This window comes from Mesorhizobium sp. Pch-S, from assembly GCF_004136315.1.
In the GTDB taxonomy this organism is placed as follows: Bacteria; Pseudomonadota; Alphaproteobacteria; order Rhizobiales; family Rhizobiaceae; genus Mesorhizobium.
This window is the reverse complement of the sequence record NZ_CP029562.1, coordinates 5,111,572-5,124,437: the sequence shown is the minus strand read 5'-3', so window position 1 is coordinate 5,124,437 and position 12,866 is coordinate 5,111,572. Positions and strand designations below refer to the sequence as shown.

The 12,866-nt window shown below is 61.4% G+C and carries 13 protein-coding genes; 1 reads left to right on the top strand and 12 read right to left on the bottom strand.

Annotated features, from left to right (window positions below; genetic code table 11):
* Positions 1-171: 171 nt before the first annotated feature.
* Complete coding sequence (locus tag C1M53_RS23930) at positions 172-1,137, bottom strand: GlxA family transcriptional regulator (protein WP_129416340.1); 966 nt, start codon at positions 1,135-1,137, stop codon at positions 172-174.
* A gap of 172 nt (positions 1,138-1,309) precedes the next feature.
* On the opposite strand from C1M53_RS23930, the gene C1M53_RS23925 reads away from it, so the two are divergent.
* On the top strand, positions 1,310-1,969 hold the full coding sequence (locus C1M53_RS23925) for a DJ-1/PfpI family protein (RefSeq protein ID WP_129414506.1): 660 nt from the start codon (positions 1,310-1,312) through the stop codon (positions 1,967-1,969).
* A 21-nt stretch (positions 1,970-1,990) separates the two neighbouring features.
* On the opposite strand, the gene C1M53_RS23920 is transcribed toward C1M53_RS23925, so the two are convergent.
* The 11 genes from C1M53_RS23920 to nuoH all read right to left on the bottom strand — a co-directional run bounded on the left by C1M53_RS23920 (position 1,991) and on the right by nuoH (position 12,864).
* Positions 1,991-2,305, bottom strand: coding sequence for a DUF1467 family protein (locus C1M53_RS23920; protein ID WP_129414505.1), 315 nt, complete (start codon positions 2,303-2,305; stop codon positions 1,991-1,993).
* Complete coding sequence (mce, locus tag C1M53_RS23915) at positions 2,302-2,706, bottom strand: methylmalonyl-CoA epimerase (protein ID WP_129414504.1); 405 nt, start codon at positions 2,704-2,706, stop codon at positions 2,302-2,304. The genes C1M53_RS23920 and mce overlap by 4 nt, the downstream gene beginning before the upstream one ends.
* A gap of 64 nt (positions 2,707-2,770) precedes the next feature.
* Entirely contained in the window at positions 2,771-4,441 is a 1,671-nt protein-coding gene (locus tag C1M53_RS23910) for a ribonuclease J (protein WP_129414503.1), read from the bottom strand.
* Between the two features lie 48 nt (positions 4,442-4,489).
* Complete coding sequence (locus tag C1M53_RS23905; RefSeq protein ID WP_129414502.1) at positions 4,490-5,314, bottom strand: biotin--[acetyl-CoA-carboxylase] ligase; 825 nt, start codon at positions 5,312-5,314, stop codon at positions 4,490-4,492.
* The gene (gene nuoN, locus C1M53_RS23900) at positions 5,314-6,750 is read right to left on the bottom strand and encodes an NADH-quinone oxidoreductase subunit NuoN (protein WP_129414501.1); all 1,437 of its coding nucleotides are present in this window, start codon (positions 6,748-6,750) and stop codon (positions 5,314-5,316) included. The genes C1M53_RS23905 and nuoN overlap by 1 nt, the downstream gene beginning before the upstream one ends.
* Before the next feature lie 10 nt (positions 6,751-6,760).
* On the bottom strand, positions 6,761-8,266 hold the full coding sequence (locus C1M53_RS23895) for an NADH-quinone oxidoreductase subunit M (protein ID WP_129414500.1): 1,506 nt from the start codon (positions 8,264-8,266) through the stop codon (positions 6,761-6,763).
* Positions 8,266-10,257, bottom strand: coding sequence for an NADH-quinone oxidoreductase subunit L (gene nuoL, locus C1M53_RS23890; RefSeq protein WP_129416339.1), 1,992 nt, complete (start codon positions 10,255-10,257; stop codon positions 8,266-8,268). The genes C1M53_RS23895 and nuoL overlap by 1 nt, the downstream gene beginning before the upstream one ends.
* An 11-nt stretch (positions 10,258-10,268) precedes the next feature.
* A complete protein-coding gene (gene nuoK / locus C1M53_RS23885) occupies positions 10,269-10,577 on the bottom strand; it encodes an NADH-quinone oxidoreductase subunit NuoK (RefSeq protein ID WP_054308100.1) in 309 nt (102 codons plus the stop codon).
* A gap of 1 nt (position 10,578) precedes the next feature.
* Positions 10,579-11,199 (bottom strand): NADH-quinone oxidoreductase subunit J, encoded by a 621-nt coding sequence (locus tag C1M53_RS23880; protein WP_129414499.1) that lies wholly within the window; start codon positions 11,197-11,199, stop codon positions 10,579-10,581.
* A gap of 130 nt (positions 11,200-11,329) precedes the next feature.
* The gene (gene nuoI, locus C1M53_RS23875; protein ID WP_129416338.1) at positions 11,330-11,821 is read right to left on the bottom strand and encodes an NADH-quinone oxidoreductase subunit NuoI; all 492 of its coding nucleotides are present in this window, start codon (positions 11,819-11,821) and stop codon (positions 11,330-11,332) included.
* Positions 11,821-12,864 carry an NADH-quinone oxidoreductase subunit NuoH gene (gene nuoH / locus C1M53_RS23870; protein WP_129414498.1) on the bottom strand — a complete coding sequence of 348 codons (1,044 nt, stop codon included), beginning with the start codon at positions 12,862-12,864 and terminating at the stop codon, positions 11,821-11,823. Before nuoH ends, nuoI begins: the two co-directional genes overlap by 1 nt.
* Positions 12,865-12,866 lie beyond the last annotated feature (2 nt).

Here is a 12,866-nt window from a genome sequence, read left to right as displayed (position 1 = left end):
CTGCCGGCGCTCTCTTCGACATCAATAAAAACACTGTCATGCGGCTGTCACCACGGTGTCATTTTCGTCAATTTCGCGGCTTCTGACGCAGCAGGCGCCTGTCAAAAAACTATCAGCGCAAAATTCGATGCTGCAACGCAACATCCCTTTGCATTGCGCGCTGTGTCTCTCTTACCCATGGAACCGCTCGCGATAGGCGTTCGGGCCGATGCCAAGATAGCGCAGGAACGCGCGTCGCATCGTCTCCGGGGAGCCGAAACCACACCGTCTGACGGTGCGGGCAACACTCAGCCCATCCTCCAGGAGCCGTCGTGCCGTCTCGAACCGGATCGTTTCAACGGCGCGCGCCGGTGTATACCCCGTGCGTTGCCGGTAATGTCGGGAGAATGAGCGAAGGCTCATGCCTGCTTGATCGGCCAGTGACGCCAGCGACAGATCGCGATGGAGATTGGCAGCAATCCATACATGCAGGCTTTCGAACATTTCGTCCGTCGCCTGGAACGCAAGCACCGTGCTGAACTGGGTCTGACCGCCCGGGCGCTTCAGGAAGACAACCAGTTGCCGTGCGACCTCCAATGCAAGTCGGCGCCCGAGGTCGTGTTCGACCATCGCGAGAGCCAGGTCGATGCCTGCCGTGATCCCCGCAGAAGTCCACACCGCACCGTCGCATACGAAGATGGGATCGCGGTCGAGCCTGACAGCAGGGAAACGCGCCGCAAACTCATCACAACGCCGCCAATGCGTTACGGCCCGGCGCCCGTCGAGAAGTCCGGTTTCGGCGAGCAGAAAGGCACCACTGCACACCGAGGCCGTTCGCTTCGCTACAAGGGAACGTCGTTTGACCCAATCGACAAGAACAGCGTTACGACTCGCTTCATTGACGCCGTAGCCGCCTGCAACAATCAAAGTCGCTGGATAAGGCGCCTCCTCCGATAACAGGGCGGTCCGCAGTGCAATACCGGAACTTGTGGTGATTTCCGGCGTCTCCGCCACAACCACGATCTCATAGGGTTTGGGCGCAGCCGAACCCGTCAGATCATTGGCAGTGGCAAAAACCTGCGCCGGTCCGGTCACATCCAGGATTTGGACGTTCGGGAAGGCCAGGATTTCGACACGATGGATGGATGAGTTTGGCATGAAACGAGCGATGATTGGCACACGCGCCAATTTTCCCGGACTACGATCAAATCGTCAATCCAGAGCAATTCCAAAGAAAGCGTAGCGGTTTTTTCGCCCGGAATTGCCTCAGGGCAACGAGATAAAGCTGACCGCCGTTCCCTGAACGGTGATCAGCTCCAAGGAGAACCACATGGCATTTCGCTTCGGCATATTGTGCTTTCCCAAAGTCCAACAACTCGACCTGACCGGCCCTTACGAAGTGTTCGCTTCGGCAAGGGATGCGGAAGTTCATCTCGTCTGGAAGGATTTGCAGCCTCTGCGCTCCGCAACCGGCCTCTGGTTGAAACCGGATACGACCTTCGCTGACGCTCCTGATTTCGACGTTCTTTGCATTCCCGGCGGGGCTGGCGTGAACGCTCTCCTCAGCGACGAGGAGACGCTCGCATTCATCCGCGGGAAAGCTGCCGCTGCCCGGTTCGTGACATCGGTTTGCACCGGAGCGCTCCTTCTCGGACGAGCCGGTATCCTGTCAGGGCGTCATGCAACGACCCATTGGAACGCTGTCGACTTTCTCCCCGGTTTTGGAGCAATCCCCACCAAAGCGCGCGTCGTGAAGGACGGATCACTGATCACGGCAGGCGGCGTCACTTCCGGCATCGACTTCGGTCTGACGGTCATTGCTGAACTGATCGGTAGGGAAGAAGCCGAAACGATCCAGCTTTCGCTGGAATACGCTCCTGAACCGCCATTCGGTGCAGGTCTGCCCGAGACTTCGTCTGCGTCGGTGGTTGCGGCAGCACGCGCCGGCATGGCTGGCTCAAGGGCGGAACGAGAAGCGCTCCTGTTCTGAGACAGGCTGCGCGATGGTGATTCAGTTTTGCGGCCGAACCGGTTCGTCGAACCTGGGCAGGATTTGCGGAATGTCGTCGACGGTCCAGCCGAGACCGACCGTCACGGCGTAATAGGCACCCAGGACGATGAAGGCCCAGATCGTTGTCCAGATGATGACGTAAAGGAACCGGGGTTTCTTGGGCGCACTGGCCGTGGTGCCCAGCACCACTTCGTTTTCTTCATCTTGCCGGCGGAAGCTGAACGGCAGAATGGCGAACAGCGTGATCCACCATACCACGAAGTAGACTGCGACCATCGAGATCCAGTCCCACGGGGTGATGGTACCTCCGGTCATGCCTGTTCGAGCTCCACCAACGTTCCGGCGAAGTCCTTCGGATGCAGGAACAACACCGGCTTGCCATGGGCGCCGATCTTCGGATTGCCGTCACCCAGCACGCGCGCGCCTCCGGCCTTCAGCCGGTCGCGGGCAGCAAGGATGTCGTCCACCTCGTAGCAGACGTGGTGCATGCCACCGGACGGGTTCTTCTCCAGGAAGGCCGCGATCGGTGAGTTCTCGCCGAGCGGTTCGAGCAACTCTACCTTGGTGTTGCCGAGGTCGATGAAAACGACCGTCACGCCGTGTTCGGGCAGCGCCTGCGGCGGGGTTACCCTGGCACCCAGCGTATCGCTATAGACCGCACTGGCCGCAGCCAGATCCGGCACTGCAATCGCTACATGGTTCAATCGTCCAAGCATCCAGCTCCCAAGGCGGTTCAGCAAACGGGATTCAGCCGTCTACTGCCGATTGCCTACTCCCTTTTCACCTTGTCACAAACACCGTCACCAGCGGCTTCTTGCCCCAGGTCTCGTTGGCGGCGGCACGCACGGCACGCCGTACGGACTCCTGGACCAGGTCGAGGTCTTTTCGGCGCTGGCGAGGGATCGAGTCGACCGCACCGACGGCAGCGTCGAGCATGATGTCTTCCAGAAGCTCGCCGGCAGCGTCGGCCTCGGCCACGCCGATGGCAACGAGGTCGGGATCGCCGGCGAGTTCATATTTGTCGTCCAGCACGACGTTGACCGCGACATGGCCGGCAAAGGACAGCTTGCGCCGCTCGCGGATGCCCATCGCCTCGTCGGTGCCGACCAGCTTGCCGTCCTTGTAGACGCGGCCATACGGCACCTGGTCGACGACTTCCGCTGCACCGGGATAGAGCCTCAGCATATCGCCGTCGCGCACCTGCGCGACCTGACGGATGCCCGACATCGACATCAGCGACCCCTGCGCCACCAGATGCGCTGCCTCGCCGTGCACCGGCACGCCGATTTCAGGCCGCACCCACTCATACATGCGCTTCAGTTCGCTGCGGCGCGGATGGCCGGACACATGAACCAGCGCATCGCCGTCCTCGATGATCTTCATGCCGAGATCGATCAAGCGATTCTTGATCTCCAGGATCGCCTTCTCGTTGCCGGGGATGGTGCGTGACGAGAAGATGACCGTATCGCCGGCCGTCAGCGCCACCGACTTCATCTCGTCACGTGACAGCTTGGCAAGAGCCGCCAGCGGCTCGCCCTGGCTGCCGGTGCAGATGATGACAAGGTTCTCACGCGGGATGAAGCCGTAGTCCTCCTCGCCGATGAACTCCGGCAGCCCGTCCATGTAGCCCAGCTCGCCGGACACATCGATGACGCGCTTCAGCGAGCGGCCAAGCACCAGCACCTGTCGGCCCGCGTCGCGTGCCGCGCGTGCGATCGCCACCACGCGTCCGACATTGGACGAGAAGGTCGAAATGGCAACGCGGCCCTTCGCCTCCTCGATCAGCTTTTTCAGGCTCGCGCCTACTTCCTGCTCGGAAGGCGAATCCCCGTCCCGCAGCGCATTGGTGGAATCGCAGACCAGTGCCAGCACGCCCTTGTCGCCATAGGCACGGAAACGTGCTTCGTCGGTCTTTGGACCGATCGACGGCGCCGGATCGATCTTCCAGTCGCCGGTGTGGATCACCGTGCCGACCGGCGTGGTGATCGCCAGCGACATCGGCTCCGGAATCGAATGCGCGACCGGGATCGCCTCGATCTCGAATGGCCCCACGGTGAATTTCTCGCCTGCCCGATAGATCGTCACCGGGATCTTCGGAGCATCCGCCTCGCCTTGACGCTTTGCTTCCAACAGGCCCGCACCGAATGGCGTCATCCACACCGGCACCTTCAGCTTCGGCCAGATATCGTGCAACGCGCCATAGTGGTCCTCATGCGCATGCGTGATGACGATGCCGCGCAGGTTGGCAAGCTTGTCCTCGATGAAACGGGTGTCCGGCAGGATCAGGTCGACGCCCGGATGGGCGGGATCCGGAAAGGTGACACCGACATCGATGACGATCCATTCGCGGTTGTTGGCGGGGCCGTAGCCATAGAGGGCGAAGTTCATGCCGATTTCGCCGACACCGCCCAGCGGCACGAACACGAGTTCGGCGTTATCCGCTTTCGCCATCCAGTCTCTCCTTTCGTTCCATCGTGCGCGTAACGCGCGTCGTGGAAGCTATTGCGCGGCAGTCGAAGCCACTGCGCCAAAATGCACGTCACCGGCGGCAACTGTTATAATGCGTCCTCCGCTTTCGCGGATCACAAAACGGCAGTCCTCGTCAATGGTCTCGAAGATGCCGCGCACGACATCGCCATCGATTCTGACCGCGACCTCGCCCCCAAGCCCTGCCGCTCGCTCCAGCCACCGCTGGCGGATGGCATCGAGCCCGCGCCCCTCAGCCCACAGCCGTGCATTTTCGGCCCAGGCGTCAGACAGCGCCAGAAACAGAGTCTCGGCATCGCAGGTCGCACCCAGGGCTTTCAGCGATGTGGCGGGATAGGGCAGCCCCTCCGGATGTGTAGCAACATTGACGCCGATACCGATCGCCACCGCAAACCGGCCGCCATCCAGCAACGCCGATTCCAGCAGGATGCCGGAAAGCTTGGCGCCGGAAGCCAGCACGTCGTTGGGCCACTTCAGTTCGAAACGGTTACGACCGGCACTCGCACCGTCCAGTCCGACAGCGACGCGTCCTTTGGGCACGACCGCATCGAGCGCATCCGCCAGCGACAACCCGGCGACGAAGCCGAGTGTTGCGGCCGTGCGCAATTCACCTTCGACAACCACGAGCAGCGTAGCGGCGAGATTGCCTTCAAGCGTCGCCCAGGCACGGCCTCGACGCCCGCGTCCGCTTTCCTGCTTTCTGGAAACGACCCACAGCTTGCCGGGATCGCCGGCGCGGGCATGGTCCAGCGCCAGCGCGTTGGTGGAGCCGACGCTGTCATGCGCTTCGAGGCGATAGCCTTGGGAAGCCGCAGTCGGCGCCAGCGTGAAGCCCATCAAAAGAACGTCTTCGCAGCGGCTTGCGCATAGGTGCTGATCGGGCCGCCTATCAGCACGTAGAACAGCACGAAGGCACCGGAAACGCCGAGCACGAGGCGCAGTTCGCCGGCCATGGGCTGGAAGCCGCCGACAGGCTCATCGAACCACATGATCTTGATGATGCGCAGGTAATAGAATGCACCCACCACGGAGGCCAGAACGCCGATGATCGCCAGTGCGTAGAGATTGGCGTTGATCGCCGCGAGGAAAACGTACCACTTCCCCCAGAAACCCGCGAGCGGCGGAATACCGGCCAGCGAGAACATCAGGATGGTGAGGATGGTTGCCATCGCTGGGTTGGTCGAGGACAGGCCGGCCAGATCGCTGATCTTTTCGACATTCTCGTTGTTGCGGCGCATGGCGAGGATGAAGGCGAAGGTGCCCAGCGTCATCACCAGATAGATCAGCATATAGATGACGACGCCACGCACGCCAGCCTCGGAATTGGCTGCGAGACCGACCAGCGCATAACCCATATGGCCGATGGAGGAATAGGCCATCAGGCGCTTGATGTTGGTCTGACCGATGGCGGCGAAAGCACCAAGCGCCATCGACGCGATCGAGATGAAGACGATGATCTGCTGCCAGTCCTTGGCGATCGGCTCGAAGGCTCCCATCGTGACGCGCACGATGAGCGCCATCGCGGCCATCTTCGGCGCTGCTGCCAGGAAAGCCGTGATCGGTGTCGGAGCGCCCTCATAGACGTCGGGCGTCCACATGTGGAACGGCACGGCGGAAATCTTGAAGGCCAGACCAGCCAGAACGAAGACCAGACCGAACACCAGGCCGAGCTGACGCTCGCCCTGCCCCAGCGCCGAGGCAATCGCTTCGAAGGAGACATTGCCGGTGTAGCCGTAGACCAGGCTGATACCGTAGAGCAGCATGCCGGACGACAGCGCGCCGAGCACGAAGTACTTCAGGCCGGCCTCCGTCGAGCGGACATTGTCGCGGTTGATGGCGGCGAGCACATAGATCGCCAGCGACTGCAGCTCGAGCCCAAGGTAGAGCGCGATCATTCCGTTGGCCGAGATCATCAGCATCATGCCGAGCGTGCAGAGCAGGATCAGCACCGGATATTCGAACTTGTCGAAACGTTCGGCCTTGGCGAAGCGCACCGACATGATCAGCGTGACCGCCGAGCCGATCAGCGACAGCAGCTTCATGAAGCGGGCAAACGGGTCCTGTACGAAGGCGCTGCCAAAGGCGTTGCCCTCTCCGGAGACGAACAGCATCCAGCCGCCGGCGACGATCAGGATCGCCACCGCAAGCCCGGTGATGGCCCCGCTCGAAGCTTCGCGCGAATAGGCGCCAACCATCAGGAGGACCAGCGCGCCGATGGCGATGATCAGCTCCGGCGTGGTGAGCGAAAGGCTGGAGATAAGATCCGAGGTCATGATGCTCTACTCAGTGCGCCGCCGCGGTCTGCGCGGAGCCGATGGATGCGGTGACGTTGGTGACGAGGGACTTGACGGAGGCAGCCGTGGCGTCGAACACCGGTGCCGGATAGACGCCGAAGAAGATGACCAGGACCACCAGCGGGTAGATCACCACCTTCTCGCGCAGCGACAGGTCCAGCATGCCCTTCAGGCTGTCCTTGGTCAGTGCCCCGAAGATGACGCGGCGATAGAGCCACAGCGCATAGGCAGCTGACAGGATGACGCCGGTGGCGGCAAAGAAAGCCACCCAGGTGTTGACCTTGAAGGCGCCGAGCATGGTCAGGAACTCGCCGACGAAACCGCTGGTGCCCGGCAGACCGACATTGGCCATGGTGAAGATCAGGAACACCGTGGCGTATTTCGGCATGTTGTTGACCAGGCCGCCATAGGCAGCGATCTCGCGGGTGTGCAGGCGGTCGTAGATGACGCCGACGCACAGGAACAATGCGCCCGACACCAGGCCGTGGCTCAGCATCTGGAAGATCGCGCCTTGAACGCCTTCCTGGTTGATCGTGAAGATGCCCATCGTGACGAAGCCCATATGGGCGACCGACGAATAGGCGATCAGCTTCTTGATGTCCTCCTGCATCAGCGCCACCAGCGAGGTGTAGATGATGGCCACCACCGACAGCGTGAACACCATCGGCGCGAAGAATTCGGAGGCCAGCGGGAACATCGGCAGCGAGAAACGCAGGAAGCCATAACCGCCCATCTTCAGCAGGATGCCGGCCAGGATGACCGAACCGGCCGTCGGCGCTTCGACGTGCGCATCCGGCAACCAGGTGTGCACCGGCCACATCGGCATCTTCACCGCGAAGGATGCGAAGAAGGCCAGCCATAGCCAGGTCTGCATGTTGGCCGGGAAATCGTGTGACAGCAGCGTCGGGATGTCGGTGGTGCCGGCCTGCCAGAACATCGCCATGATGGCCAGCAGCATCAGCACCGAACCGAGCAGCGTATAGAGGAAGAACTTGAACGAGGCGTAGACGCGCCGCTTGCCGCCCCACACGCCGATGATGATGAACATCGGGATCAGGCCGGCTTCGAAGAAGACGTAGAACAGCACGATATCGAGCGCGCAGAACACGCCGATCATCAGCGTTTCCAGGATCAGGAACGCGATCATGTATTCCTTGACGCGCTTCTCCACCGAACTCCACGATGCGAGGATGCAGAGCGGCATCAGGAAGGTCGTCAGGATGACGAACAGCATCGAGATGCCGTCGACGCCCATATGGTAGGAAATGCCGCTGTCCAGCCAGGACGTCTTCTCGACGAACTGGAAGCCGGGATTGGCATTGTCGAAGTAGATCCAGATCGGCAGCGACACCAGGAAAGTGATGATGGTCGTCCATAGTGCGATCGCACGCACGTTGCGGCGTCCTGCTTCGCTGTCGTCGCGAATGAACAGGATCAGCAGCGCGCCGACGAGCGGCAGGAAGGTGACCGTGGAGAGAATTGGCCAGTCGGTCATCAGAGCATCATCCAGGTGACGAGTGCCGCCACGCCGATCAGCATGGCGAAGGCATAGTGATAGAGATAGCCGGTCTGCAGCTTGACCACGCGGTTGGTGACATCGACCACGCGGGCCGAGACGCCGTCAGGTCCCAGACCATCGATGACCGCACCGTCGCCCTTCTTCCACAGGAAGTAGCCGAGACGCTTGGCCGGCCGCACGAACAGGAAGTCGTACAGCTCATCGAAGTACCACTTGTTGAGCAGGAAGGCATAAAGGCCGCGATGCCGCTGCGCCAGCGCCACCGGGATCTGCGGCGACGAGATGTAGAACTTCCACGAGACCAGGAAGCCGACGATCATGGCAACGAACGGCGACAGCTTCACCCACATCGGCACACCATGCATGTCATGCAGGATGTGGTTGTCCGGCAGCGTGAACAGCGAGCCCTTCCAGAATTCGGCATAGGCCTCGCCGATGAAATAATCATGGAACAGGAAGCCCGCGGCAATCGCACCGACCGCCAGGATGAACAGCGGCACCAGCATCACGGGCGGCGATTCATGCACATGGTGCATCACCTCATGGCTGGCACGCGGCTTGCCATGGAAGGTCATGAAGATCAGGCGCCAGGAGTAGAACGAGGTGAAGCAGGCAGCGATGACCAGCAGGGTGAAGGCGAACATCGCAACCGAATTGTGGCCGACGAAGGCGCTTTCGATGATGGCGTCCTTCGAGAAGAAGCCGGCGGTACCGATGACCGTTGCCGGGATGCCAACGCCGGTGAGCGCCAGCGTACCGATCACCATCATCCAGTAGGTGGTCGGGATCAGTTTGCGGATGCCGCCCATGTTGCGCATGTCCTGCTCGTCCGACATCGCATGGATGACCGAGCCCGAACCCAGGAACAGCAGAGCCTTGAAGAAGGCATGCGTGAACAGGTGGAAGATCGCGGCACCATAGGCGCCGACGCCAAGCGCCACGAACATGTAGCCGAGCTGCGAACAGGTCGAATAGGCGATCACGCGCTTGATGTCGTTCTGCACCAGGCCGACGGTGGCCGCGAAGAAGGCGGTGATGGCGCCGATGAAGGTTACCACGGTCAGCGCCGTGTGCGAGAGCTCGAACAGCGGTGACAGGCGCGCCAGCATGAACACGCCGGCGGTGACCATGGTCGCTGCGTGGATCAGGGCCGAAACCGGCGTCGGGCCTTCCATGGCGTCCGGCAGCCAGGTGTGCAGCGGCACCTGCGCCGACTTGCCCATGGCGCCCATGAACAGGAGCAGGCAGACCACCGTCAGGGCTGCGCCCTTGTCCAGCGCGTAGCCGAGGAAGGTCAGAACGGTCTCGCCATGCGCGGTCGCTGCAGCGGCGGCGTCATGGCCGGCCGGCGCGAACGAAGCGGCGTTGGCGAAGATCGTCGACAGGTTGACCGAGCCGAACAGCATGTAGACGCCGAAGATGCCCAGTGCGAAGCCGAAGTCGCCGACGCGGTTGACGACGAACGCCTTGATGGCGGCCGCGTTTGCGGACGGCTTCTTGTACCAGAAACCGATCAGCAGATAGGACGCCAGGCCGACGCCCTCCCATCCGAAGAACATCTGGATCAGGTTGTCCGACGTCACCAGCATCAGCATGGCGAAGGTGAACAGCGACAGATAGGCAAAGAAACGCGGCCGGTTCGGATCGTGGTGCATGTAGCCGATCGAGTAGATATGCACCAACGCCGAGACGGTGTTGACCACAACCAGCATGACGGCAGTCAGCGTGTCGATGCGCAGCGCCCACGAAGCGTCGACCGCCCCCGACTGGATCCAGCGCAAGACCGGTACGGTGAACGCTTCACCTGAGCCCAGCGCGACCGTGAAGAAGGCCACCCAGGACAGCGCCGCAGCGATCACCAGGAAGCCCGAGGTGATGTATTCCGATGCCTTGGCGCCCAGCGAATTGCCGAACAACCCGACGATCAGGAAGCCGATGAGAGGGAGAAAGACGATTGCCTGATACATGATAGCTTCGCTCAACCCTTCATCATGTTCACGTCTTCGACCGCGATCGAGCCGCGGTTGCGGAAGAAGACGACCAGGATGGCAAGACCAATCGCCGCTTCAGCCGCCGCCACGGTCAGCACGAACAGCGCGAAGACCTGGCCGACGAGATCGCCCAGCGCCGCCGAGAAGGCGACGAAATTGATGTTCACCGCAAGCAGGATCAGTTCCACCGACATCAGGATGACGATGACGTTCTTGCGGTTCAGAAAGATGCCGAACACGCCGAGCGTGAACAGGATTGCCGAAAGCGTGAGGTAATGTGCGATGCCGACGGTCATCTCAGATGCCCTTCCCCGTCTCGACTTTCTTGATTTCGATGGCCGTCGCCGGCGTGCGCGCGACCTGCTCGGCAATCGACTGCCGCTTGACGCCCGGCTTGTGGCGCAGCGTCAGCACGATGGCGCCGATCATGGCGACCAGCAGCACCAGGCCGGCTATCTGGAAGTAATAAAGGTAGTCCGTATAGAGGATGTCGCCGAGCGCCGCCGTATTGGTGCGGGTGGCGATGTCGGGGGTCTTCTGCGCAACCGTGGTGGCAAGCTGCGGCGCAAACGTGTAGCCACCAAGCACGATGATGAGCTCGGCCGCCAGGATCAATCCGACCAGAGCGCCGATCGGCGCATATTGCAAGGCACCGCTCTTCAGTTCAGCGAAGTCGACATCCAGCATCATGACGACGAACAGGAACAGCACCATGACCGCGCCGACATAGACGACGAGCAGGATCATCGCCAGGAATTCGGCGCCGGTAAGCAGAAACAGCCCGGCCGCATTGAAGAACGTCAGGATCAGGTACAGCACCGAATGCACGGGATTGCGTGACGAAATGACCATGAAGGCCGACGCCACAGCGATAAAGGCGAAGAGGTAGAAGAAGGCCGCCTCTAGTCCGTTCAACATTGGGGTTCCCCCGGGTTCCTGTCGGGCCTGGCTGACGCCCTGCCGAATTCTTTACGATTTCGCCCCGCCTCCGGCCGCAAAATCGCGTTGTCCTTAGACGAGCCGTTGCGGCGCGTCCACTTTTCAAAACTCACCGGTACGGCGCGTCCAGAGAGATGTTGCGCGCGATCTCGCGCTCCCACCGGTCGCCGTTGGCCAGCAGCTTTTCCTTGTCGTAGTAGAGCTCTTCGCGCGTCTCCGTCGCGAATTCGAAATTGGGCCCTTCTACAATCGCGTCCACCGGGCAGGCCTCCTGGCAGAAGCCGCAATAGATGCACTTCACCATGTCGATGTCGTAACGCACGGTGCGGCGCGTGCCATCGTTACGGCGTGGACCCGCTTCGATGGTGATGGCCTGCGCCGGGCAGATCGCCTCGCACAGCTTGCAGGCGATGCAGCGTTCCTCTCCGTTCGGATAACGGCGCAACGCATGCTCGCCGCGAAAGCGCGGGCTGAGCGGCCCCTTCTCGTATGGGTAGTTGATCGTTTCCTTTGGCGACACGAACTGCCGCATCGACAGGAAAAACGCACCAACGAAGTCTTTCAGCAGCAACGCCTTGGCGGCTTGAGCGAGAGCACCCATCATGCCCATCCCGTAATCTTGAGGAATGCCGCGGTCGCAACGACCATGAACAGCGAGATCGGCAGGAACACCTTCCAGCCCAGCCGCATCAGCTGGTCATAGCGGTAACGCGGCACGAATGCCTTCACTATGGAGAAGAAGAAGAACATCAGGCAGACCTTGAGTATGAACCAGATCACGCCTGGCACCCAGGTGAAGGGTGCGAAGTCGAACGGCGGCAGCCACCCGCCAAGGAACAGGATTGTGGCGAGCGCGCACATCAGCACGATCGCAACATATTCCCCGAGGAAGAACAGCAGGAACGGCGTCGACGAATATTCGACCATGTGACCGGCGACGAGCTCGGATTCTGCCTCGACCAGATCGAAGGGCGGCCTGTTCGTCTCGGCCAGGGCCGAGATGAAGAAGATGACGAACATCGGGAACAGGCTCAGCCAGTGCCAGTCGAGGAAGGTATTGGGCATGCCGAGCTTGGTACCCAGGCCATCCTGCTGCGACAGCACGATATCGCTGAGGTTCAGCGAACCGACGCAGAGCAGCACGGTGACGATGACGAAGCCGATCGACACTTCATAGGACACCATCTGCGCCGCCGAGCGCAGGGCACCGAGGAATGGATATTTCGAATTCGAGGCCCAGCCGCCCATGATCACGCCATAGACCTCCAGCGAGGAGATGGCGAAGACGTAGAGGATGCCGACATTGATGTTGGCGATGGCCCAGCCGGCATTGACCGGGATGACGGCCCAGGCCGAAATCGCCAGCACAGCCGAAACCAGCGGGGCGAGCAGGAACACACCCTTGTTGGCGCCGGACGGAATCACCGGCTCCTTGAACACGAACTTCAAGAGATCGGCGAAGGATTGCAGCAGGCCGAAGGGGCCGACCACGTTCGGGCCGCGCCGCAACTGGACAGCCGCCCAGACCTTGCGGTCGGCATAGAGAAGGAAAGCGATGATGACGAGCAGCGGCACGATCAGCGCAAACGACTTCAGCAGTATGATCAGCGCTGGCAGCACGTAGAAGGAAAAGAAGCTGTCCATGG